Source organism: Lancefieldella sp. Marseille-Q7238 (assembly GCF_949152215.1).
Taxonomy (GTDB): Bacteria; Actinomycetota; Coriobacteriia; order Coriobacteriales; family Atopobiaceae; genus Lancefieldella.
The window spans coordinates 74,193-99,517 of sequence record NZ_OX424407.1 but is presented as its reverse complement, the minus strand read 5'-3'; the positions used below and the strand labels follow the sequence as shown (position 1 = coordinate 99,517).

18 protein-coding genes and 1 tRNA gene are annotated in these 25,325 nt (G+C 46.7%); 10 read left to right on the top strand and 9 right to left on the bottom strand.

Features of this window, described 5'->3' with window-relative positions; genetic code table 11:
- Positions 1-34: 34 nt before the first annotated feature.
- The 5 genes from QM016_RS00425 to ileS all read right to left on the bottom strand — a co-directional run bounded on the left by QM016_RS00425 (position 35) and on the right by ileS (position 7,673).
- Positions 35-1,558: an IMP dehydrogenase gene (locus QM016_RS00425; RefSeq protein WP_016477104.1), complete on the bottom strand. Its 1,524-nt coding sequence runs from the start codon at positions 1,556-1,558 to the stop codon at positions 35-37.
- Between the two features lie 100 nt (positions 1,559-1,658).
- Positions 1,659-2,957, bottom strand: a complete 1,299-nt coding sequence (locus QM016_RS00420; RefSeq protein WP_016477105.1) for a glycosyltransferase family 2 protein — start codon at positions 2,955-2,957, stop codon at positions 1,659-1,661.
- A 288-nt stretch (positions 2,958-3,245) separates the two neighbouring features.
- Positions 3,246-4,262: an RluA family pseudouridine synthase gene (locus tag QM016_RS00415; RefSeq protein ID WP_282709768.1), complete on the bottom strand. Its 1,017-nt coding sequence runs from the start codon at positions 4,260-4,262 to the stop codon at positions 3,246-3,248.
- On the bottom strand, positions 4,255-4,851 hold the full coding sequence (lspA, locus tag QM016_RS00410; RefSeq protein ID WP_282709767.1) for a signal peptidase II: 597 nt from the start codon (positions 4,849-4,851) through the stop codon (positions 4,255-4,257). The genes QM016_RS00415 and lspA overlap by 8 nt, the downstream gene beginning before the upstream one ends.
- 8 nt (positions 4,852-4,859) lie before the next feature.
- A complete protein-coding gene (gene ileS, locus QM016_RS00405) occupies positions 4,860-7,673 on the bottom strand; it encodes an isoleucine--tRNA ligase (RefSeq protein ID WP_282709766.1) in 2,814 nt (937 codons plus the stop codon).
- Between the two features lie 529 nt (positions 7,674-8,202).
- Between ileS and ftsH the strand changes: the two genes are divergently transcribed.
- Complete coding sequence (gene ftsH, locus QM016_RS00400) at positions 8,203-10,182, top strand: ATP-dependent zinc metalloprotease FtsH (RefSeq protein WP_016477109.1); 1,980 nt, start codon at positions 8,203-8,205, stop codon at positions 10,180-10,182.
- Between the two features lie 220 nt (positions 10,183-10,402).
- Here the strand turns inward: ftsH and clpX are convergent, their stop codons facing one another.
- The 4 genes from clpX to QM016_RS00380 all read right to left on the bottom strand — a co-directional run bounded on the left by clpX (position 10,403) and on the right by QM016_RS00380 (position 14,000).
- Positions 10,403-11,707, bottom strand: a complete 1,305-nt coding sequence (gene clpX / locus QM016_RS00395) for an ATP-dependent Clp protease ATP-binding subunit ClpX (protein WP_016477110.1) — start codon at positions 11,705-11,707, stop codon at positions 10,403-10,405.
- Positions 11,708-11,719: 12 nt separating this feature from the next.
- A complete protein-coding gene (locus QM016_RS00390; protein ID WP_016477111.1) occupies positions 11,720-12,340 on the bottom strand; it encodes an ATP-dependent Clp protease proteolytic subunit in 621 nt (206 codons plus the stop codon).
- Between the two features lie 93 nt (positions 12,341-12,433).
- Positions 12,434-13,852 carry a trigger factor gene (tig, locus tag QM016_RS00385; protein WP_282709765.1) on the bottom strand — a complete coding sequence of 473 codons (1,419 nt, stop codon included), beginning with the start codon at positions 13,850-13,852 and terminating at the stop codon, positions 12,434-12,436.
- 62 nt (positions 13,853-13,914) lie between these two features.
- A tRNA-Leu gene (locus QM016_RS00380) sits at positions 13,915-14,000 on the bottom strand.
- Positions 14,001-14,121: 121 nt separating this feature from the next.
- Between QM016_RS00380 and QM016_RS00375 the strand changes: the two genes are divergently transcribed.
- The 9 genes from QM016_RS00375 to QM016_RS00335 all read left to right on the top strand — a co-directional run bounded on the left by QM016_RS00375 (position 14,122) and on the right by QM016_RS00335 (position 25,239).
- Complete coding sequence (locus QM016_RS00375) at positions 14,122-15,180, top strand: hypothetical protein (protein ID WP_282709764.1); 1,059 nt, start codon at positions 14,122-14,124, stop codon at positions 15,178-15,180.
- A 1-nt stretch (position 15,181) separates the two neighbouring features.
- Positions 15,182-15,619, top strand: a complete 438-nt coding sequence (locus QM016_RS00370) for a hypothetical protein (RefSeq protein ID WP_282709763.1) — start codon at positions 15,182-15,184, stop codon at positions 15,617-15,619.
- Positions 15,620-15,627: 8 nt separating this feature from the next.
- Positions 15,628-17,529, top strand: coding sequence for a VirD4-like conjugal transfer protein, CD1115 family (locus QM016_RS00365; protein WP_282709762.1), 1,902 nt, complete (start codon positions 15,628-15,630; stop codon positions 17,527-17,529).
- A 161-nt stretch (positions 17,530-17,690) separates the two neighbouring features.
- Positions 17,691-17,924, top strand: a complete 234-nt coding sequence (locus tag QM016_RS00360) for a hypothetical protein (protein WP_282709761.1) — start codon at positions 17,691-17,693, stop codon at positions 17,922-17,924.
- A 432-nt stretch (positions 17,925-18,356) separates the two neighbouring features.
- Positions 18,357-21,008, top strand: coding sequence for a VirB4-like conjugal transfer ATPase, CD1110 family (locus QM016_RS00355; protein ID WP_282709760.1), 2,652 nt, complete (start codon positions 18,357-18,359; stop codon positions 21,006-21,008).
- On the top strand, positions 21,001-22,758 hold the full coding sequence (locus tag QM016_RS00350; protein WP_282709759.1) for a glucosaminidase domain-containing protein: 1,758 nt from the start codon (positions 21,001-21,003) through the stop codon (positions 22,756-22,758). Before QM016_RS00355 ends, QM016_RS00350 begins: the two co-directional genes overlap by 8 nt.
- Positions 22,759-22,770: 12 nt before the next feature.
- On the top strand, positions 22,771-23,619 hold the full coding sequence (locus QM016_RS00345; RefSeq protein ID WP_282709758.1) for a hypothetical protein: 849 nt from the start codon (positions 22,771-22,773) through the stop codon (positions 23,617-23,619).
- A complete protein-coding gene (locus tag QM016_RS00340) occupies positions 23,616-24,638 on the top strand; it encodes a hypothetical protein (RefSeq protein WP_282709757.1) in 1,023 nt (340 codons plus the stop codon). Before QM016_RS00345 ends, QM016_RS00340 begins: the two co-directional genes overlap by 4 nt.
- A 25-nt stretch (positions 24,639-24,663) precedes the next feature.
- Positions 24,664-25,239, top strand: a complete 576-nt coding sequence (locus tag QM016_RS00335; RefSeq protein ID WP_282709756.1) for a hypothetical protein — start codon at positions 24,664-24,666, stop codon at positions 25,237-25,239.
- Positions 25,240-25,325 lie beyond the last annotated feature (86 nt).

The window sequence follows — 25,325 nt, the reverse complement described above, 5'->3', positions numbered from 1 at the left end:
CTGTGGCCATCGCTTGCATTATCTTGACGGTACGCTATGAGCGGAAATTGTAGCTAACCTGCTGATTCTGGTCTTTGAGCAGCACATCGTGAGCGCCGCCTTCAACGATAGACGTAGCGGACACAAGCGTAATCTTTGCCTTCTCGCGAAGCTCGACAATATCCCGGGCGCCACAGTTGCACATCGTGGACTTCACTTTCAGCAGCGAACCCTCGACGCCGTCCTTGAGCGATCCGGCATAAGGAACATACGAGTCGACGCCCTCAACGAACGAGAGTCCCCGCTTATTGCCACCAAGATCGTAGCGCTGCCAGTTGCGGGCGCGAGCAGAGCCTTCGCCCCAGTATTCCTTCATATAGGAACCGTTGACATTTACGCGGTTGGAAGGGCTCTCATCGAAGCGGGCAAAATAGCGGCCGAGCATCATGAAGTCGGAGCCCATCGCCAGAGCAAGAGTCATATGGTAGTCATAGACAATGCCGCCATCAGAACAGATAGGAATGTAGACTCCCGTTTCTTCAAAGTAGGCGTCGCGCGCGCGAGCCACGTCAATGACTGAGGTAGCCTGACCGCGTCCAATGCCCTTCTGCTCGCGCGTAATGCAGATGGAACCTCCGCCAATGCCAATCTTGATGAAGTCAGCGCCGGCGTCTGCCAGGAATCTGAATCCTTCCGCGTCAACGACATTGCCGGCTCCCACCTTAACGCCGTCGCCATAGGTCTGGCGAATCCACTTGAGCGTGCGAGCCTGCCACTCGGAATAGCCCTCGGAAGAATCAATACAGAGCACATCCGCACCGGCCTCTACCAAAAGCGGGACACGCGTCTCATAATCACGCGTATTGATACCCGCGCCAACCAGATAGCGCTTCGACGCGTCAAGCAGCTCATTCGGAGCGGATTTGTGAGAATCGTAATCTTTGCGGAATACAAGGCTTACCAAGTATCCATTAGTATCCACAATGGGAAGCGCATTGAGCTTGTTGTCCCAAATGATGTCGTTCGCCTCTTTGAGCGTCGTGGTCTCAGGAGCGGAAATAATCGCGTCAACCGGAGTCATAAATTCCGCGACCTTCTTAGTCACCTCATCGCGAGAAGGACGATAATCCCGAGAGGTCACAATGCCTACCAGTTTGCCATAGGACGTTCCATCAGTGGTAACAGGCATCGTGGAGTGTCCGGTCTTTTCTTTCAGGTCAAGCACCTCGGCCAGAGTCATATCGGGCGTCAGCGTGGAATCGGAAACAACAAATCCCGCTTTGTAACTCTTAACCTCGCGCACCATCTGCGCCTCGTCCTCGGCCGACTGCGAACCGTAAATAAAGGAAAGTCCACCTTGCTGCGCCAGAGCAATAGCAAGACGCGGACCGGAAACGGCCTGCATAACCGCGGAAACCATGGGGATATTGAGGCTTAAGGAAGGCTCTTCTCCCCTTTTAAATTTCACCAGAGGGGTTTTGAGCGACACGTTTGCAGGAATGTTCTCAGCGGAGGAATAGCCCGGAACTAACAGATACTCAGAGAAGGTATGCGACTCACCCTCGAAGAACTTTGCCATTACGTGCGGCTCCTTTCCGGCCTGACGGCCGCCCATACTCTTTTGCTTTGACACTGTAACACCATAAACGTCCCATATCCTCGTAAAACCGGATTAAACATTAGCTTTGGCCGGCTACAATGTCCTCAAAGTTGACGGCGATGTCGTGCTTTGTAGGCACCCACTCCACCTTTTTGAAGAGTGCGGCAACGGTAATGGGAACGTAGGAGATCATAAAAATCGGGAAAGTAAAGAGGTTGGTAACAATGCGCCAGCGCTTCTTTACATGAAAATGCTTGTGTTCGGAGATTGTCGTAATGACGGCGAGAATAAAAAATACGATATACATTGAGAATATTGTCATTACCAGAGATCCTGAGCACATGGCAAGCTCTGCGTCCGTAGCGATAAATCCATGGCTCAAATAGCCTACCAGCAGATAGGTTCCGTTGATGAAAGCTGAAAGCAACGTCAAAATCATACCGGGAGCAATGGTCATAAGCATGTCATACGAGGCAAACTGACCCTTTACAATTCCTTTCAGCAAATCAGTCCCATACGAGAAGAACACCTGGTAGAAACCTTTTGTCCAACGCATGCGCTGAATCCACGAGGCCTTGAAGGTAAGCGGCTGCTCGTCAAAAAATTCCGCGGGAGCATAGCCAATCTGGATATTGTGAGCGCAGCAAAACGTTGAAAACTGAATGTCTTCAGTAAGCGTATGGAAATCCCAGCCATGCATGCCTTTAACGATGCGGGCGGAGACCATCCAGCCGGAACCGGAAATAGCGCAGCTGGTGCCCATCATCATTCGGGCGTTGTTCAAAAACTTTGCCTCACGCATAAACCATGTGGCATATGCCGAGCTTATCCAACTGGAATCAAAGTTCTTTGAGTTTCGATAGCTTGTGCAAACCAGATATCCCGCATCAAACGCCTGGTTCATGATGGAAAGGTAATTCGGAGCCACTAAGTTATCCGCATCCATAATAATGAATGCCTCATAAGCATCGCCGTACTCATTGAGGATGCGGTTAAATCCATAATCCATAACCCAGCTTTTTCCCTTACGGGCAAGGTCATTTCTCTCCCACGTAATAGCTCCCGCTTTGCGCGCCTCTTCTGCGGTCTTGTCGGTACAGGCATCAGCCACCACAAAAACATCCATAAGCTCGCGCGGATAATCCTGCGCCAGGATTGAACGAACCAGATTTCCCACCACAGGCTCTTCATTGTGAGCCGCGATGAAAAACGCATACCGGTGCTGTTTTCTAGCAGGCGGAAGATGCACCTCACCTTTAAACATCACGCGGATGATATAGATAATCTGATAAAAGTACGCCAGCGTAAAAAAGAGCCATATGACCAAGTTAAAAACGACAATCGGTGTAAGTCCAAGCCTGTTCAATTGCAGTGGCATGTATATCCCTACGCTCCAAACCCAAGACAAATATGTTTTATCAGCCAAAATCTCTCGATAAACAATTACCTTATAATCTTAGCGCAATGGAAGGGGCAAAGCGCCCATGCCTTTGAATCCATTTTTTCTCCCACATCAACGCACACGCAATTGGCCATCTTGGATATCGAGAAGAACGTCTGCTTCTTGATCTAGTTCATCGGAGTGCATAATCACCATAACCGTCCGTCCACCCTTGAGGTTAGCGAGATATCTACAAAGCCTCTGGGCTGTTGGTGCATCTAAATATTAGCCGGCCAACTGCGGGCAGATATCTGCACCCGTTTTTGTTCTACCCATAGATAATTCCTCCTGCGATTCTAGTACCGCGAGAAGATCTGGCGGCAGAGAGTCCCTGCGTTCTATCATTTCTCCCGTTACCGGATGTTCAAACTGAATGTGCCAAGAATGGAGAAACTGACGCTTGAGGCCTAAATTAAATCGCCCGTCTTTGCGGCCGTACAGCTGATCTCCTACCACGGGATGACCCACATGGCGCATATGGATACGAATCTGATGGGTGCGTCCTGTGTAAAGATGGCATTCCAAAAGCGAATAACCCTCACCTCTACGACCTGCCTCAAAGCGTTCAAGCGTTCTGAAAGTAGTAATGGCTTCTCGAGCACCGGGTGCATCCGTTACCGTCATCTTTAAGCGATCACGTGTGGAGCGAGCAATGCCCGTTTCAATGGTTCCCTCATCAGGGGCAACATAGCCCTGTACTAAAACCACATAGCGGCGATCAAGCACGCGAAGGCGAATAAGATCTTGAAGAACTTTCTGCACCTCATCAGACTTGGCCGCCACCATAAGACCCGAAGTATCCATATCTAAACGATGTACGATACCGGGTCGATCCTCGCCCTGCAAAAGCCCCAAATGTCCGTAGCCACAATGCGCTACCAAGGCATTGGCAAGGGTATCGTCGGTGTGTCCCGGTGAAGGGTGGCACACAAGCCCCGCCTGTTTGGAAAGCACGATAAGATATTGATCTTCAAAGCGGATGTCAAGTGGAATGTCAGGGTTTGGAACAAGAAGTCCCGTCTCAGGTTCTCCCTTTGGAAGCACTACCATAAGGCGATCGCCAAGCACCACTTTCTCAGACTTAGAAGACACCGGCGTCCCATTAATGAATACCTTGCCTTCTTCAACAAGCTTTGCACAGGCACTCCGTGAAGGAAGGTTATCTTGAGCAGAAAGAAAAGCATCAATCCTTGTGCCATCACCTTCCGGTCCCACCAGTATGTCAAAAACGCGTTCAGCCACGCGCTACTTCGCCGTCCTTCTCGCCGTCTTTCTCGCCATCCTCATCGTTTTCTTTGTTGGCTCCACTCTCTTTCTCGCTGGCTTCACCGTCATTTTTACCAGCACGCTTTTTAGAATCCCATACAAACCAATAGATACACGCCGCAATAATGCCACATGTTACAAAGATATCTGCCACATTAAAAATTGCAAAGTTCATAAACGTAGTAGCTAAAAAATCAGTTACGCTTCCATGAGCCACACGCTCAAGACCATTACCGACACCACCGCCGGCCACAAGACCTAAAATCGCAACGAACGTATACGGGAGGTTTTTCTCACGTATGACTACATATATCATACCAAGCACCACAACAGCGGTAAGGGCTGCAAAAAACAGAGGTTGTCCGCTTCCAATAGAAAAGGCGGCGCCATCGTTTTGGACATGAAAGAGATCAAGCACGCCCGGAATAAACGACCGCCTTGAACCTGCAGGGATATTTGAAAGAACCCAGCGCTTTGTTAACTGATCAAGTGAAAAAGCAATGGCACCCGCCCAGCAAAAAATTGCCAAGCGAATACCAAGACTTTGTTGCGTGCGAACAGTCACACGTACTCCTATTCAATCGTGCTCTGCGCAACCACCTCATGACAGCGGTGGCAGAGATGATCCTCACCAAGATTGCGCCAGTTCCAGCAACGATCACAGCGCTCTCCGTCCGCCAAAAAGACACTAACGGCAAGCTCGGAGCCTTCCGAAACAGTTACTGCAGAGCATACAAATATCTCGGCAAAGTCTACATGAACATCATTTACGCATTGGAATGCCTCAGCGGGAAGCACCACCTCGGCGCGCGTTGCCTGCGTGGTCTTTTCTGTAATCTCCCCGGCCTCAAGTGCCGTCTCATATGCCTTGGTATATGCCGCACGAGCATCGGAGAGTACCTGGTAGGCAGGAAGCAGCGACTCATATTCAGAGTATGCCAAAGGTGCTTGGTACCAATCGAGAAGTGCTGCAAATTTCTGACCCTCACGCAGAGATTCAGGTAAAAACTCCATTGCCTCATCGGTGGTGTATACCAAAATGGGCTGCAAATCATGCACAAGCATAGAGAGGATTTCCGCCCACACCGTCTGTGCACAGCGGCGGGACTCAGAATCAGCAGCATCGCAATACATACGGTCTTTGGTGGCATTGAGGTATCCATTGGAAAGCTCAATGATGTAGTCGTAGAGCACGCGGAAAACGTTGTTAAAACGATAGCCCTCATATGCCTCAGTCACCGCATCATGTACCTCGCACATGCGAGCCAGCACCAAACGATCATACGCAGTAAGTTTTGCAACAGGAACAGCATCAGTTGCAGGATTAAATTGACCTTCAAGCTCACCTAAAAGGAAGCGAATGGTATTGCGGAAGCGACGATAGGCATCTCCGACCTGAGCCAAAATAGCATCATCGCAAGGAACGTCATTGGAAGTATCAACGGAGGCAACCCACAGGCGCAAAACATCCGCACCACGCTCGGCGCACACCTCGTTGGGGTCAATAACATTACCCAAAGACTTACTCATCTTGCGGCCTTGGCCGTCAAGGGTGAAACCCTGAGAGACGACGGCTTTATATGGTGCCATGTCATATGCACCTACAGACGTCATGAGAGAACTCATAAACCATCCGCGGTGCTGATCCGAGCCTTCCAAATACATATCGGCCGGGAAACGAAGTTCAGGCCGATGTTTACACACCGCCGTATGGGAAACGCCTGAATCCCACCACACATCCAGGATGTCCTTATTGGCTTTGAGATGGTGTCCACCACATTGAGGACAGGTGCACGCATCTCCTAAATAACTTGCAGGATCGTCGGTAAACCAAGCGTCGGAGCCCTTCTCCTTAAAGAGCTTGATTACCGCGTCAAGCGTATCATCGTTGATGATTGTCTCGCCGCAGTCCTCGCAGGTATAGGCAGGAATTGGTACACCCCAGTTACGCTGGCGAGAAATGCACCAGTCAGGGCGTCCCTCAACCATCGAGCCAATACGCTTTACGGCATTTGTAGGATAGAAGGCCACCTTCGACAGCTCATCGAGCGCGTCCTGGCGGAGGTTTGTCTTATCCATAGAAACAAACCATTGGCTGGTGGCACGGAAGATAACGGGATTCTTGCAGCGCCAACAGTGTGGATAGCTGTGGGTAATGTCTTCTGCAAGAATAAGCACGCCACGCTCGCGCAACCACTCAACAATGACGGGATTTGCCTTATTAACTTCCATGCCCGAGAAGGGACCGCCTGTACCGGGGCCTTCTCCGGTAAAGAAATGGCCGTCATCATCAACCGGCATGGTCTGGGGAATGTCAAACTTTACGCCGGCGTTGTAGTCGTCAACGCCGTGTCCAGGCGCGGAGTGAACCACGCCGGTACCGTCATCAAGGGTTACGTAGTCAGCGTAGATAAACGTGCCGGTGCGACCCTGATCGCCAAAGATGGGCTGCTTGTAGGTATTGCCTGCAAGCTCAACGCCGGTCTTTTGCCAGGTATTGCCGCTTGGATCTTTTGCCAGAGTATAGCTGTCGTAGCCAAACTTATCGGCACATTTTTGCGCAAGCGCTTCTGCTACGATCTCAACATGGCCATCAGAAAGCTCAAGCGCCACGTAGGTTGCCTCAGGATGCAGAATAACCGCCTCATCTGCCGGCAATGTCCAAGGCGTCGTAGTCCAAATATCAACCCATGTTTTACCCACATACGCCTCAAGGCCTTCAGGCACAGTCGTCAGCTCAAAGCGAACAAAAATAGCCGTGGAGGTGACATCGTGATATTCAATCTCTGCCTCAGCCAAAGCGGTATGGCAGTGCGTACACCAGTGCACCGGCTTGGTCCCGCGATATACCGCACCCTTGTCAAAGATGGCCTTAAAAATCTCAATATCGGTTGCATCGTAATCGGGTGTATACGTCAGATACGGATCGTCCCACTTTGCCAAAACGCCAAGACGCTTAAAACCCTGACGCTGCGTGTCAACCTGCTCAACGGCCATCTTTCGACAGAGCTCACGAATCTTTTCTGTAGGCAGCACGTTGAACTTCTCGGTGCCCAACATCTCCTCAACCTTATGCTCAATGGGCTGGCCGTGACAGTCCCAACCGGGAATATAGGGGGTTTGAAAACCTCGCATGGCCTTGTAGCGGTTGATAATGTCCTTGGAGATTTTATTTTGAGCGTGACCCAGGTGAATAGGTCCGTTGGCATAGGGAGGACCATCGTGAAGCACGAACTTCTCGTGGCCTTCGTTCTTTTTCATAAGCAGCTCATAGAGGGCATTTTGGTTCCATGCAGCCAGACGCTTAGGCTCATTTTGCGCAAGCGACGCACGCATCGGAAAGCCCGTACGCGGCAAATTCGTGGTCTTCTTATACTCGTTTGCCATCCAAAACAACCTTTCTGGGCACAAAAAAGCGCCCGTCCCCTGTTGCTGGGACGAAGCGCTCTACCTCGACACTTCGCTTGTAACCACCCAGCGGCGAATACTCGCTTACTCGGTTGGCCTATTACGGCGACCATCTCCGGCAGCATCTACTGACGCTTGGGCAAGAAGGGCTTCTCGCCGCGCTTTTGAACTGCAGCTCCAAGGTGATTTTCACACGGACACAAACACGGGGTCTCAGCGTTCCCGCTCTCTGTAGTTTGCGCTGCCCGGGCTACTCTCCTCTTCACAGCCGATGTGCATCATAGTAGCACGCCTGCCATAGAATGCCACCCCTCAATTTGCCTGTTAACAGTTCGTTCATGTACAAAACTTTCTGTAAAACTTCTCGGCAGCTATGAAGTCTCTTGCTTTGGAGATGTTGGTATTGGCGGTTAAGGCCATCAAAATTGGGTAGAACTATTTCACTATGTGTGTGGCCCTGCGTCAGATTCTGCAGAGCCATATAGCCCAAAGGTAAGAAAGGCTGTGTATGGACAACGACAACAAGCGACGCAGATCGATGTTGCTTTATGTACTCCTTGCTATCGTCGTATATCTCGCGATAAACCAAGGTCTTTTGCCCAATGTAACAAAATCACAGGTGCAGGACGTTTCGTATAGTCAGTTTCTGAGCGACGTCAATGACGGCAAAGTTAAGAAAGTCGATCTTAATGACAGCACCAAGGTTATCCGCTTCACTGAAGGAGAAGGCGACTCGGAGAAAATCTATACTACCAAGGCGTTTCCCAACGACGTTAACCTGGTAAAGACCCTTCAAGAGAAGGGCGTTGATTTCTCCGCCACCATCCCTGATCCTACGGCAAACCTGTGGATGAGTATTTTGATTGAGTTTGGCATACCGCTTGTCATCTTCCTGGTTGCCGGATACTTTGTGAACCGCGCGTTAAAACGTGCCATGGGCGATGATAATCCGTCCATGAACTTCGGCGGCGGCAACCCGTTTGGCGGATTTGGCGGCGGTCTGGGGCGCTCCAACGCTAAGGAAATTAAGGGCGAAGATACCGGTGTCACGTTCAAGGACGTTGCCGGCCAGGAAGAAGCCAAAGAATCCATGCAGGAGATTGTCGGATTCTTGAAGACTCCCGACAAATACACCGAGATTGGTGCGCGCAGTCCGCGAGGCGCGCTTTTGGTAGGGCCCCCGGGCACCGGCAAAACGCTCATCGCCAAGGCCGTTGCCGGCGAAGCGGAAGTTCCTTTCTTCCAGATCGCGGGTTCTGAATTTGTCGAAATGTTTGTCGGACGCGGCGCTGCAAAAGTCCGCGACCTCTTCAAACAGGCAAATGAAAAGGCTCCTTGCATTATCTTTATTGACGAGATAGACGCGGTTGGTAAGCGTCGCGACGCCTCACTGAACACCAACGATGAGCGCGAGCAAACCTTAAATCAGCTGCTCTCTGAGATGGATGGCTTTGACAACCATAAAGGCATTGTCGTTTTAGCGGCAACCAACCGTCCCGAGACGCTGGACCAGGCACTGCTTCGTCCTGGCCGTTTTGACCGGCGCATTCCTGTGGAGCTTCCCGACCTCGCCGGCCGCGAGGACATCCTTAAGGTTCACGCCAACGACGTCAAGATGGAGCCCGGCGTAGACCTTTCCCTTGTAGCTAAATCAACGCCCGGCGCTTCCGGCGCTGACCTCGCGAATATCATCAACGAAGCGGCCTTGCGCGCCGTCCGTATGGGACGCCGCCGCGTTACCACAGAAGACCTTACTGAGTCTGTTGACGTTGTTATCGCCGGCGCTAAGAAAAAGAACGCCGTCCTCACTGAGCATGAAAAAGATGTGGTCGCCTATCATGAGACCGGTCATGCCATCGTCGGAGCTCTGCAAAAGGGATCGGCGCCGGTAACCAAGATTACAATCGTCCCGCGTACCTCAGGCGCCTTAGGCTTTACTATGCAGGTTGATGATGACGAGAAGCACCTCATGAGCCGCAGTGAGGCCATGAATGAAATCGCCGTGCTTTGTGGCGGCCGCGCCGCTGAGGAGCTGATCTTCGGTGAAATGACCAATGGTGCATCAAATGACATTGAGCGCGCCACAGGCATTGCTCGCGCTATGGTTACGCAATACGGCATGTCAGATAAGCTCGGTATGGTCACCCTTTCTCAGCAGCAAAGCCGCTACCTTGGCGGCGGATCATCGCTTACCTGTTCTGAAAAAACCGCCGAGGAGATCGACGAGGAAGTTCGTCGCATTGTTGAAGAGTGCCACCAGACTGCCTTAAAAACGCTGCAGGAGAATCGCTTTAAACTCCATGAAATTGCTCATTACCTGCAGAAAAAGGAAACCATTACCGGTGAGGAGTTTATGAACATCTTAAACCGTGATAACGGTTTTGGCTCCACGCTTGACACGTCCTCGCAAGACAGCGCAAACGCCTCAGACGCTGCGCCTCACCATAGCACCGAAAACGAGCATGGCACCGGAAGTGAGCGTTTCTAAAGAGTTATAGAAAAGATACATCGTTCTATACGCATTTGACCTTGGCTGAGATTTTCGCAGGATTTGAAAACTGCATTTCAATCTTAGCCAAGGTCATTTTTAGGATAAGCCGACAACAACTTTGAATGTACTTTTCAGCTTCGAATGTACTTTTAGGGTGAGTCACTCACTTTGATGCCCGCTGATTTCACTGACGGGCATCAATTTCACTCACGGCTTGTTAGTTTCGACTCCCCTTTTTTCCTTTTACCAGCTCAGGGGACTTCTCGCCACCAACGCTTTCTGGCGTCACAACAACGCGCGTAATATCCAAATCGGACGGCAAATCAAACATAGTTTCCTGAAGCGTTGATTCGCAGATAGCGCGCAAACCGCGGGCGCCGGTTCCGCGCTCGAGCGCCTTCCGGGCGATTTCGCGCAGAGCGTCATCGGTAAATTCAAGGTCGACGCCTTCAAGATCAAACATGCGCCGATACTGCTTGACCAGTGCGTTTTTCGGCTCAGTAAGAATGCTCACAAGATCATCCTCATTGAGCTCGCGTGTAGATGTGATGACGGGAATGCGGCCCAGCAGCTCGGGAATCATGCCGAACTTATGCAGATCCTGGGGCATCACCTTAGCGATAAGCTCAGACTCTCCCTGCTTAAAACGGTCTGCAACATCGGAGTTGAAGCCAATCCCCTTTTTGCCGATACGATCCGCAATAATCTTATCCAGACCGACAAAGGCGCCGCCACAGATAAAGAGAATATTCGTAGTATCAATGTGAATAAGCTCCTGTTGGGGATGCTTGCGGCCACCTGTTGGAGGCACGCTTGCTTCAGTTCCCTCCAGAATCTTCAAGAGAGCCTGCTGGACTCCCTCACCGGAGACGTCTCGCGTAATGGAAAGGTTTTCCGCCTTACGGGCAATCTTGTCGATCTCGTCGATATAGACGATACCAACCTGCGCACGTTCAACGTTTCCATCAGCCGCCGTGATGAGCTTCAAAAGAATGTTCTCAACATCCTCGCCGACATAGCCGGCTTCCGTAAGCGTAGTAGCGTCGGCAATGGCAAAAGGAACTTCCAGAAAACGAGCGAGCGTCTGAGCGAGCAAGGTCTTGCCGGTACCGGTGGGACCAAGCAGCAAAATGTTAGACTTCGCGATCTCTACGTCCTCATCGTCCTCTGAGGGCTCATCATTGCCCGAAAGGATACGGCGATAGTGGTTATACACCGCGACGGACATGGCGCGCTTAGCGTCTTCCTGACCCATAACATACTGCGAAAGCTCGTTATAAATTTCATGCGGCGTAGGAAGATTTTTGATAGGAGGCTCATCTGTGGAATCGGCAAGTTCAGCCTCTTCCATTTCGAGCTCAAACGAGTCGTTGATCATATCACTGCAGGTACGCACGCATTCATCGCAGATGCACACGCCGTCAGGACCTTGAATGAGCTTATTGACCTGGCTGCGACTTTTGCCACAGAAGGTACAGCGCATTTCTTGGTCGTCAAAGGGAAAACTCTGCTTTTTAGACATTACCGTAGTCCCTTACTCAGCCTTTGATTGATCGCTACGGGAAGAAATAACGCGGTCTACAAGACCGTATTCAGCCGCCTCCTGGGCACGCATGTAATTATCGCGCTCGGTATCGACGTTAATCTTCTCAAGCGGCTGGCCGGTATACTCTGAGAGCACCTCATTAAGATGTTGGCGAATCCATTTTGTCTCATCGGCGATAATCTGAATGTCGGTCTGCTGCCCCTGAACACCGCTTGACGGCTGGTGGATAAGGACCATGGAATTCGGAAGCGCCAGACGCTTGCCCTTCGCGCCAGCGGCAAGAAGAACGGCGGCCATTGAAGCGGCCATACCAACGCAGATAGTCGAAACATCAGGCTTGATAAAATTCATCGTATCAAGGATACCAAGACCCGCATAGACGTCTCCGCCAGGAGAGTCAATGTAGAGCGAGATGTCCTTATCGGGATCTTGACTCTCAAGATGCAAAAGCTGCGCAATCACAAGGTTTGCAGAATCGCGTGTCACAGGCTCACCAAGAAACACGATGCGGTCGTTCAGCAGGCGGGAGTAAATGTCGTAGCTGCGCTCACCGCGCGGAGTCTGCTCAATAACGTACGGAATGAGCGGGGTATCAGTTGGAAAGTTCATACATCCTCCTTGTTATATCAGTCTTTACAAGGATACCCCGAGATAGTATGTTCTATCCCGGGGTATAGAAATCAACTAAAGTTTTACGCCGTGTTACTCAGCGTCTTTCGCAGGCTCCTGGGCATCCTTATCTTTCTTGACAGCCTTCTCCTTTTTTGCGGTAGTCTTCTTCTCGGCCTTCTTGCCCTTTGCAGCCTCGGCATCCTGCTCGGCAATCTCATCTTTTACGGTAACCTGAGCGTTGTCGCGAAGCCAGTCAAGCGCCTTGGAACGACGGATAGACTCACGAATTGCCGGAAGACGGCCAGCGCTGCGCCACTCCTCAATGGTCTTCTCGACATCCTTAACGCCCGCCTTCTCGAACTCGGCGCGAACATCGTCATTAGTGGCCTTGATATCCTGATTGCAAGCAATCGCATCAAGAGCCAGGGATTGACGAGCACGCTCATCTGCCTGCTCCTGAAGGTCTTTAATAAAGTCATCGGTCTTAATACCGCGGGCAGCAAGGAACATATCAAGGGTTGCTCCCTGACGCTGCAGGTTATTGAGGAACTCCTGAGCAATCTCATTGAAGATCTCGTTTTTGTACTCGGCGGGAACCTCATCAAGCTGCAGGCGCTTGCCCATCTCTTCAACAACACGGTCTTCCTTAAGCGTCGGAAGAGAATTCTTCTTGTCGGCTTCAATCTCCTCTTTGACAGCGTCGCGAAGTTTTTCCACGGTGTCAAAACCAAAGTTCTTCTTGGCGAACTCATCGGTCAGCTCTGGCGTAACCGCTTTCTTATGAGCGACAAACGTAACCTTGATGTCGTAATCATGAGAGTGAACCTCATCGCCATGCGTGTGGCTGTGAGTCCACTTAATCTCCTTTTCTTCGCCCGGCTTCATGCCAATGAGTTCCTTCTGGAACTCCTCGGGGATCTGAGTACCGTTAAGCGTAATAGTGCGGCCTTCGCCTGCCATGTGAGCAGCGCCTTCAATATTTTCAATATCAAGGGAAACGACATCGCCCTCTTTAGCGGCGCGTTTCTCCTTTGTATTCTCAAAGGTGGTCTGATAGCTCAAAAGCGTCTTGATCTGACGGTCAATTTCGGCTTCGGTTGCCTCTTCGGGAGGCATGGTGATAGCCGGCGCGTCGTATGAATCAAGCTGCGCATCGGGACGCACGTTGAACGTCACCTCGTAGGTGTAATCTTTGCCTTCATTCGCAAGATTGTCGTCCTTGCCATAATCGCCCTGTCCGATGGGGACAAGATCGAGCTCTTCGAGTACTTGGGGTTCTGCTGTACCAAGAAGATCATTGGTTGCTTGCGCAAGGACAGCCTCGCGACCAACGATGCTGTCGATAACGGGACGCGGGGCCTTACCCTTGCGGAAACCCTGGAAGGAATATTTGTAAGCGATGTCTTTGTAAGCCTGCTTGACCGCAGCGTCAACGTCTGCAGCAGGAATAGTGACCTTAACGGCAAGCTTCTGATCTTTTGGCTTGTCAGCGGTAACGGTGATATTCAACGTTCCTCCAGTGTCTCGAACTTATACATGCTGGATATACCAGCGGTTTTCCAATCTGCCCATGGTGCGGGCGGAGGGAATCGAACCCCCATGGACTCAGTCCACTAGAACCTAAATCTAGCGCGTCTGCCAATTCCGCCACGCCCGCAAAATTCACGTAGCCTTGAAATAATAGCAAACATCCGATAGCTTGCCCGCGAGAAGTATAAAACCGCTTGATTTTTTGCGAATTAAAGCTTGAAGTGATACATCCAAACGAGAGGTATCACATGACTACTGTTCCTGAGGTAAAAATTCATAGCCGCTCTATCGGCTTTTCAATCATCTCTAATAACGTATTTCGCGATCGAAACCTATCTCTCAGGGCAAAAGGACTTCTTTGTACAATGTTATCTCTTCCAGATAACTGGGACTACTCTATCGCTGGCCTACTCAAAATAATCAATCCAATTGATGCTAATGGAAAAACAACTCCCATCCATGGACAATCTAAAGATGCACTTTATGCAATCCTTGCTGAACTTGAAAATCATGGATATTTGCTAAGAGAACGAGGTAGAAAACAAAACGGTCGTCTTGGTCGAACCATCTATCATATCTATGATGCTCCACAGATAGAAAAAACAAATTTAAAGAAAAAACCAGCAGTTAAACGTCCATATCGGGAAAATCCGGATATGGTTAATCCAGATACGGATAATCCGACACAAATAAATACTAAAGAGAATAAAGTACTAAAAGAATCTTCCTCCCCCTTACCCCCTCCATCAAACGCTAAAAATTTATCATCTCAGCAAGCTCCCATGATGAGGGAGTTTGAAAAACTTTGTGAACTTTCCATCAAACCTGTTCGTACACAAGATGTTGACCATACTAAAAAAGAATATGAAAACCGTCTCAGAAATGGCTACACCCCTGAACAAATCGAGTGGGCATACAAAAAATATGCTCAAGAATACCGAATGCGAAACGAAACGCCCAGATATGCAAAGCAACTAAGCGATTGGCTTCATGAATCCGATGGTCTTTTGTGGTATGCAGGCAAGAAAGCAAAAACTCACCCAATTCTTGTGCAAATTACTAAAGAACAAGCTGAGAAGGAAAGAAGAGACAAGTTATCCAGAGAACTTATGGCAAAAGACCCGTCATATGCTGCTCTCACAAAAAGATATACAAACCACATGATTCAATTCGGGAAAAAGATGATTAGTAAACAACTGTCAGAAGAAGAGAAACAAGACGCAAAAAACAAAGGCGAAATTATGGCTGCGCATTTAAAAAAGCGTCTTGATGCGTATGAACTTAGCCTCAATGAGGAGGTGTCATAGCATGTCTGATTTTGGAGAAGATGTAGGTCGCCAAATGTTACAAGAACTTCGTTCCGGGAAGATAGCAAGAGCTGTTGTGCAGCGTTTCGACAACGAAGAATTTGAGCAACATAAAGTTTCTGTTAATACCAGAAATAGTTTAATTGAAAAGATTGATTTTAAAAGCTCAAATGAAGCCATTGAATTTTGCCGACTTTCAGCCGAATACGGAATCGAAGCTCATGCAACAGATAACACCGTAGTTATTCGCCAAGAAGATTTTGATCGTCTGCCTATAAGTGGCGAAATAAGAAAATCCATCCGAGCAAGAGAAAGAAGTCCTCGTTTACATACCGAAGGAGAAAGGTGTAGGAAGGCTTCTGCCAACCTTGATGGAGAAGCATCTACACTCAAAATCCGTTCTTTCCATCGAGCACAAGAGCAAAAAATAACAAGATAGGAAGAATCGTGAAGAAGGCCATCTTAATAACATTTGTTATCTCTCTTGTTGCAGCCTATTTTGGAATGAGGCTTGGAGCACTTGTGGCCATGCAAACGAAGCTCTTTGATGGTCTTCTTTTTGCCTATGAGCAAATAATTCCAGAACTTCTATCCTCACCTATCTTATTTGATACCTCCCCATTTGCTTTAAGCGGAGCAAGTATTGGATTTTTAACTATCTGGATGGTTTTTGGAATCTGTCTTTCACGCCCAAAGAGCTTTCGCCATGGAGAAGAGCACGGCAGCGCAAAATGGGGGTCTATTGCTCAAGGCAAAGCTTTTATGGATACAAAAAATGCTGACAATAATGTCCTCTTAACACAACACTTTGGCCTTCGTATACATAGGAAAAAATTTGACCTTCAGCATGACAGAAACCTCAATGTTTTAGTTGTTGGAGGTTCGGGCTCAGGCAAAACACGTTATGTTGTAAAACCAAATTTACTACAGCTGAACTCATCGTATGTGGTATTTGACCCCAAGGGAACAGGACTTTTAGAAACCGGCCATCTTTTTGCAAGAGAGGGTTACAACATTCGATCCATTAATACGAGAAATTTTTCACAATCCAATAAATACAACCCATTGCATTATGTGCGAACGGACGCTCAAATCCTATCCTTTACAACTTGCCTTATGAACAATACCGAAGGTAAAAAGAATTCTACAGGAGACCCATTCTGGGATAAAGCCGAGCGCCTTTTATACCACTCACTTATAGCGTTTTTACGAGATTGGATGCCTGAAGAAGACTATAATCTCCCCTCCCTTGTCTACCTTCTATCTCTTGCTCAAGTAAAAGAAGATGATGAAGATTTTAAAAGTCCTCTAGATCTTCTCTTTCAACAGATTGAAACAGGCAAACGTTATGTCATGACATCCACGAAAGAAAACGAAGACACTTATGACGAAAAGCATCGTGGTCTTCGTCCGTCTTCTTGTTGTGAATCCTGGTCTTGGCAGCCAAGTCTACTCGTAAATAATCGAACAGGTGTAAAACCAGGTGAAACTGGCGGCCTTCGGCCAGACCAGGATTTTGCATTGGCAAAATACAAAGAATTCAAAACCGGTGCTGGAAAAACGCTCAAGTCAATTATTATTTCTTGCTTAGCAAGACTTGAAGCACTAGACATCTCTGAGCTTCAAGAAATGCTTGGAGGATCAGACGAGCTTTATCTTGATCATCTAGGAGATGCCGATCAAAAGACAATTTTATATGTCATTACCTCAGATACTGATAGAACCTTTTCCTTTATTACTGCGATTTTAGTATGGCAAGCCGTTAATATTTTATGTGACCGCGCCTTAGATATCTATAATGGCCGTCTGCCACAACCGGTTCAATTTATTCTCGATGAGTTTGCCAATATTGGAACTTTACCGGACATTGACCGCACTATTGCAGTTGCACGCAGTAGGAATATTTTCATTATGATTCTCCTACAATCTCTCTCACAGCTTTCTGCGCGCTATGACGAAGCAACATCAAAGGTTATCCAAGATTGCTGTGACACTTTGCTTTTTTTGGGCGGAAAAAGCAACGAAACAAATAAGGCACTTTCTGATGCAATGGGACAACAGACTATTGATCAGCTTACCTTTAACCAATCATATGGAAAACAATCCAGTCATACAAAGAACTTTCAACGGCAGTCGAGAGCTCTTATGGACGCTGCTGAAGTAGGAAAGCTTCCACGCGACCAGGCACTTGTCCTGATAGCAGGAACTGACCCTTTAAAAGATAAAAAATATCCTCTTGAGCGACACAAACGTTACCGTTTTATCGATCCTGGACATAAAGGTGCAGTTTACGACTGTCCTTTTGATTTCAATCAATACAGAAAGGAGGCTAATAAAGAAGGGAATTAAGATGGGCGGCGGTGCACGCAATGTGCCTAAAGATCCAAACATCGACTCCACTCGACTTTTAGATACCGCCACCAATATCAAGAGAAGGTCGCAAAGACCCTCGCAAGACATAGTAGCAGACCATGCAAACAGACATTCAACGATGATAGGAGAAATTAATTATGACTGGAGTGCAATCTCTAACTAAGATTTTGAACCTTCTTTCAGGAGGCGTGACATTCCTAGGTGCCGCCGTTTCAATCTTTGGACTTATTCAGCTTGGGCTTGCAATTAAAGATGGCTCTACTGGAGGTGGTGGCCAACTTGCAGGAGCTATAGCAATGATTGCTGGAGGCGCAATCGTTGCTGCTGCTGGAGTTTGGTTTGGCTCACTTGACACCTCTTGGATGGGCTAAGATGCTAAGCGTCGCTGTTCATAAAGACATTGGTGAGTATGAACCAAAAATAGTAGGAAAACTTACTATACGCTCTCTCGTATGTACCGCTCTCGCATTGATATCAGCTCTTACTATAGGGGCATACTCATGGTTTATCTTAGGTATTTCCACAGATTATTCTATGTATGCAATTTTTACAGTAGCTCTTCCTATATGGATGGCCGGTTTCTGGAGACCTAAGGGTATGAAGGCTGAAAAGTTTATACCGCTGTGGTTGATACACAACTTCTCGAACAATCGCCTTCATTTGATTAGTACACCATATAGAGCCTTTTCCACTGCCAAAAAAGAACGCACAAGAATCTCTAAAGACTACCGAAGAATAATTCGCTTGCGTGCCATTGAGGCATATGAACCAGAAAAACATATCAATTTAGGGAAGGAGAATATATGAGTTCTTCCAAAGAGCTCAAAGAAGCTCATCCAACAAATGATATGAGTGCCATTAAAGGCTTTGCCGCATCATTGCCTGGCATGAAGGCTATGCTAGGAGAAAAGCTTTCTTCCAAAGAACTAAAAGATGCAAAGCGAGAGTTTAAAAGCTTCCTCGCAAAAATTAAACGTGAGAAAAAAGCAGAGAAAAAGATTACTAAGAAAAAAACAATTGCTCAGCAGCTCAAAGAACGCGACAAAGAATTAACTAAAAAGACAAAAGCAAAACGTGAAGCACGTTGTCACGCTAAAGATGTCCTCTCTTACATTGGCTATAACCGTATGTATAAAGATGGCATATGCGAGCTTGAAGATGGCCTCTATTCTCAAACGTTAGCTTTTCCGGATATTAGCTATCAATCAGCTAGAGAAGATCGTCAAAAAGATGTTTTTAATATTTGGTCTGGGATGATGGATTACTTTGGTGCAGAAACGCTCGTTCAAATCGGTGTAGTTAATACGCCCCTTTTACGTGAGGACATAGGAAACCGTAATTTCTTTGATATTGAAGATAAGAATAACGACGATATTGCCGCTAAGGATGCAAAGGTATTCAATTCCATACTTAACGATAAGATGCGTGAAGGGGTTAGTAACATTCACAGAGAACGCTATATAACCTACTCCATAGCAGCTCCTTCAGTTGACGCTGCTGTTTCGACCCTTGCAAGAATTAGAAATGACATCTCAAGTGAGCTTCAAAAGATTGGATGTTCTGCAACCCAATTAGACGGAGAAAGCCGCTTACAGCTTGTTCATTCTTTGCTATGTCCTGAGCAGCGTTTGTCCTTCTCTTATGACGAAGACATTAATCTCACTTCTGGACTTACCACTAAAGACTGTATCGCTCCCAGCGTTCTTGACTTCAAACCAGAAGGAGATATGAGCTGCTTTAAGAGTGATGGTAAATGGTGTCAAGTACTTGTAATGAGACGGTTTGGATCTGAGCTAAATGACCGGGCGCTTTCGGATATTGTAGATTTACCCATCCCTATGGCTGCAACATGGTTTGTTCAGGCTATGGATAAAGGAAAGGCTCGAGATTTCGTTAAACTTAGAAGTGCGTGGATTGATAAAGAAATCATCGATGAACAGCGAAGAGCACTTTCAAAAGGATATGACTTTACTATCATTCCTCAAGAGCTTAAATACTCAAAAGAAGAAGCCGAAGATCTCTTAGACCATCTCCAAAACAAAAACCAAAGGCTTTTCCAGTTTACAGGTCTCATCTATACCTACGCAGACACAAAGGCAGAGCTAGATGACAGAGTAATTCAAATAATCTCAACAGCTAGAAGAAGCTCTATTGAGATACAGACTCTGGATTATCGACAAAGAGAAGGACTTAATAGCATTCTTCAGCTTGGTAGAAACGATGTCACTATCTCGCGCTATTTCACAACAGCTCAAGTTGCTATTTTCATGCCGTTTGCTACTCAGGAACTAGACATGTCCGGAGGAAATTACTGTGGGCAAAATAAAAACTCCTCTAACTTAGTAATATGCAACCGAAAGAAGCTTGCTTCACCTGTAGGGTTCATCTGTGGTAAAACTGGCTCTGGAAAAAGTTTCTTTGTAAAACAGGAAATAGAGAGTACCTATCTTACTAATCCTAGAGATCAAGTGATCATTTTTGATCGTGCAGGAGAATACAGAATGCTCACTGAGCATCTTGCAGGAACAGAGATACGATTTGCCGTTGATTCTACAACCCGTTTGAATCCATTCGACCTATCGACACTTAATGGGCAAAGTATAGAAAGTCAAATCGCATTTAAGATTGATGCAATGCTTGCTCAGGCTGCCGCAAGCTCCGCAGAAAATGGACAAGGCCTTGATGAAGGCGAACAATCAATCATCACAAGAGCAGTTGAACAGGCGTTTCTTCATGCAAAAAAGCGTGGCGATAAAGAACCTCTGTTGGAAGACTTTTACACTATTCTTCTCGAGCAGCCTGAAGAACGCGCAAAGACTATTGCCTTGCGTTACGAACGTTTTGTACGTGGTCCTATGTCTTTCTTTAATAATGCAAGTAATGTCGATTGGTCTGGAAGGATAATTGATATTAACATCAAAGACCTTCCCGACTCTATGTTGGTGTTTACATTAATTAACGCATGTGAAGCGACGCGTAACCAAATGTACCGTAATTTTGAGAAAGGGATGCGAACCTGGATCTACATTGAAGAGATTCAATCACTTTTCAAATATCCAACGGTACTTAATTACTTCAGCCGTTTTGCAAACGAAGCTCGTAAATTTGGCGGACTTTTAACTGGAATAACACAAAATGCCGTATCTATGCTGGAAGAACCGGCCGCAAGAAACATCGTTCTTAACGCAGACTTTATTATGCTTCTTAAACAAAGCCCAATAGACCGTAGCGCGTGGGTTGAGCTTTTGGGGCTTTCTGCCCAAGAAGAAGGAACTATAGATGAAACTTGCGATAAGGGCAGTGGTCTTCTCATTGCCGGTAGTGCACGTGTTCCCATAATTGGAGATTTTCCTAAAAATAACAGCCTTTACGAAATATTTTCCACTGATCCTAATGATGTAGAGGATGAAATCCGCAAAGCAGCTCTTGAGGCAGCAAGGGACAATGATGGCTAACTTTGACGGTATCAAAACAACTTTGAATGTCTCATCATCATCTCTCGTATCCGGAAGCGATGAAAGAAGAGAACGCTCAAAAGATCTGACTTTTTCTGGTCGCACTACGGCATTAAGCGCAGGTATTGTGCAAGCTTCTCAGAGCCCTAAAGATCCTCTTAAGAGCGTACTTTCTGAGGGAGCAAAACTTAGAGCAATTAGTATCGCCCAAAGAGCAGAAGAAGGTCAGGGGGATGCCGGAGCTCAAACGTACTCACTTTTAGGCGCTGTAGGTATGACCTCCTACCTCGCAAAATCAAAAGGCATACCTTATGATGCACATGGTGAGGATATAGTAGTAGCGCTTAGCGCTAGCAAGGGTCAACGACTCAAAGCACTCTCCGAGATGCATCAACAAGATCCAAGTGTTGGACAGGTTGTACGTCAAATCGGTGCCAATATATTCTCACAGTCTGACGAGTGTGACGAAGCTGACAAGCTTTACGAGACAACACATCGTATGAAACGCTTCTATAAAAACTATCAGGCCTTTAGCCAACAACGCCGTATTCACGCCACTACAAGAATTTCAAATAAAACAAAAGCAGTCTCAACAACAAATAAAGTTGCTAATGCAAAGACGGATATCCTGACTATAAAAAAGGTGAGAGCAACAGCAAAAGGAGGGGGAAGTTTCGTTAGCGCAATTGCGGCCGGAGGAATGACTTTGCCTGTTATGGTTGTCTTTTTCTTTATCATCACAGCTGTCATTATCTTCGGAGGTTTTGCTGGAGCGAATGCTTCAAATTCCACAAAAGGAGTTGAAGGCCTTCCACCTTATATCACTGCCGATATGGTAGAAGCCGCACTTGAAGCTCAGGCTAAATATGGTCATCCCGCTGGATGTACCATAGCGCAAATTATTGTGGAATCTGGGCTGGGAGATCATATGTCTGGGCTTGCTACCCGTGACTTTAATTTATTCGGAATGAAATGGGCTGGAAGTTTTGCTGATTGTCCAGAGGTTGCTGGATATTCTAATTGGCAGACTGGCGAGGAATATGGAGGAGAACAAATAACAATCATGGATTCTTTCACCCGCTTTAAAAGTCATCGTGATTGTATAATTTTCCGTTCTCGTGTGTTTCTTCAGTCCTCTCGTTATTCATCTAATCCAGCAATCATGCAAGCCATAGCTAACCACGATTCAGACAAGATGGCAGAGGGTTTAAAATCCGCAGGCTGGGCAACATCTTCTGCTTATGTAACTAGCTTGAAATCAGTTATGGATCAGTATGATTTAAGACGCTTTGATACCATGACTGTAGAAGATTTTAGGCGCTCATCAACTAGTGTATCTGGCACTGTATCAGATGGTTCTTTAAGTAGTCGTCAAAAAGCCATTATTAATGCTGCCTATAACACCCCTTCTCCAGGTCCAGGGCTTTGTGCCATGTATGTTAGTCAAGTATGGACAAAAGCGGGCTTTTCTTGCCCATATGGCAATGCGTGCGATATGTATTACGCCTGGTGTCATTCGTCAAACCTCGAAGATCTTAAACCGGGAATGATTATTGCCGTCCCAACACATAACAGTACTGCTGATGCGCGGCGCTATGGCCACGTCTGCATTTATATAGGAAACAATACGGTACGTGAAAATGTGCTTGGACAAGTACGCGATACTCCCCTTTCATCATGGCTCAGCTGCTATGGTGGCGCAGCTACTCCTAAATGGGGATGGATTTTTGGTCTTAATCTTAGTTCATAGAAAGGAGACTCTGTGTATTTACCTGACTATCTACATTCACATAGACTAACCGTCTTAGTTCTTGTTGCAGTCATTACTGGCTTCATAGCCTTTTCTGTTGTTCGATGTAACCAAGTCACAAAACATCATCTAGAAGAGTCTCAAAGTACCAGTAGAGAAAATGATGAAGCCTCAAAAGGGCAAGAAAAGTTAACCTCCAAGCAAAATGAACTAATCTCACGATACAAAGTGGACGAGAAGGAGTTTTCTTTAAGTCTTGCCTCATATATTTGGGTATCTCAAGATGGTGCAGTATCACTTAAGTTCTCTCAAGATGGCAACTATACCGTTATTCGCAACGGAGTAGAAGAAAAAACAGGAACTTATGCTCTTTCTGCACTTTCAGGAGCATCTATTTCCGGGGATACTACACAAGCTTCTGATGATGCCGCTCCTACCACTGCTTCAATACTTTTTGAGAACGATGCTACCAAACTCATTTCAGTTCAAAGGGTTCCTCGTTCAGAAGAGGATGGAATAGACCTTGTAATGACAACAGATGCCTTTGGAACAAAAATGTCATTTACTGCAAAAAGATTACAAGAAAATATTGCAGTCGAGGGCATTTCTGATGAAATAAAGAATCAGCTCGGAGCAGATGAGACCGACGTCATCCTAAAGGCAGTAGATGAACAAGTTCGTAAAAACTATCCAAGTACAACCTCAATTACTCTCAAACCCGTAATTATCTGGAATTACGAAACGAACATCGTGCAACTAACATTTGATCTCAATGATGTTCGCTCAAGTCGACTTACGCTGATGTGGAACAGAAACGACAACACCATTTCCTTCACTGACGGGAGGACGCCACAACAATGAAACGCCGGATTTTAAAAAGACGAAACAGAACCTTGAGATCTCTCGCTATCGTCTTCATTGCTATATTCATATTTTGTATTATCTGTTTTCCTACGGTAGCGTGGGCATGGCCATGGGACGATGTTCTCGAGAGTATCGATAATTGGTTTAAAGGGCTTCTCGCGGGCTGTGTAAACGGTCTCCTCACAGGCTGCTTTTCAATGGTAAAAGAAATGGGCGCTTCCAGTCCACTTACGGCTGATTGGAACAATCTCTTAGCTGGCAACGCTTCAGGAGGATCTACTCTACTTCAGTACGCGTCAGATATCTCAAATGGCATTGTAAAGCCAATCGGCTGTGGTGTACTCACATTTGTAGTATTAATTCAACTCATCAAGATATCAGGTCGAATGGATTCAAACGGAACACTCCCGGCTATAAAAGAAATTCTAACCTTATTTGTAACTATCGCTATATTTATATGGCTTATCAATCATATTGATGAACTTTGTGCGGGTATATATCAGCTGGTAAATGGCATTAGTAAGGCATTTCTTAAATACAGTTCTGGAGGTACAGACGCAGAACTTAAGATAATAAAACCCGAAAGCTATTCGGATGTTTCTTACGCTGATCTCTTTGCTGCAATTTTAATGTCTATTTTCGCTTATGTTATTGCTATGGGTGCTTATGTAGTGGCGCTTGCACTCTCCTATGCACGAGCAATCCAACTTTATGTTATGGCGGCTTTCTCACCACTTCCAGCATCTTTTCTTGGGATTGATGAAACAAGGCAATGGGGAGTTAACTTCTTTAAGAACTTCTTAGCAGTTGCGCTCGCAGGGTCGATTATGCTCTTCACTCTGCTGGCCTTTCCCTTTATTCTTGGGGCAATCGTAGGAACTCAGTCAACTGAGTTTACCTGGTCAAATACGTCTGGTTTTCTTATAACGGTACTAAAGATGCTATCTGTTGATGTGGTGCTTTTAATTGGCCTAATTAAAAGCGGTGCTTGGGCAAAAGATATCTTGGGAGGATAGATCTAGTAAGAAGAAAGGAATTACCATGAGCACACAAGAAAAGAGTTCCGATAGAACCTTTAATGGGATCGTACTTAGTATTCCTAAAAAATACGCTTACCTTCATCATTTCACTACAAAAGAAGGAGAAGAGCGAGTAGTTATCAAATTGCCTCCTCATATGCCTGAAATGGATACACTAACGGGTAGATTTAACCCTTCTGGAATGGCTTTATTTTGTAGTCCAGCACAGCTTAAGTCTTACGAAAATGACCCTGGTTACTATAGTGTTATCCTGCCATCTCAAAACTCTCATGGAGCAACTTGGGAAGTTAAACTACATTGGTCGCGTGGCCATTGGGAGCATCCTGATAGCGCAGACGATAATAAATCAAAGGGGAATTTCATCGTAGACGATGAGGGAACGGAAACAGTATCAGCTCAGGAGCTTTCTGACGCTCTTCAAGCAAGACGTGAAGCTGTCCGAAAATTCGCCTCTTCGTCCCAGGTTATTAAGAACAACAAAAATGGGAGCTCTCTGCATAAAGAAGGTACTCAAAGTATTACTGCCGCCAAAAGACTAAGTGGAGTCCGACAAGAACAATCCAACATATTACGGTAGTATGCTAAAAAGGAGATATCTCCCGTTTTTTCTTGTGTTTTATATTGTGAGCGACCTTATTTTTGCTGTATAATTACTATATATCG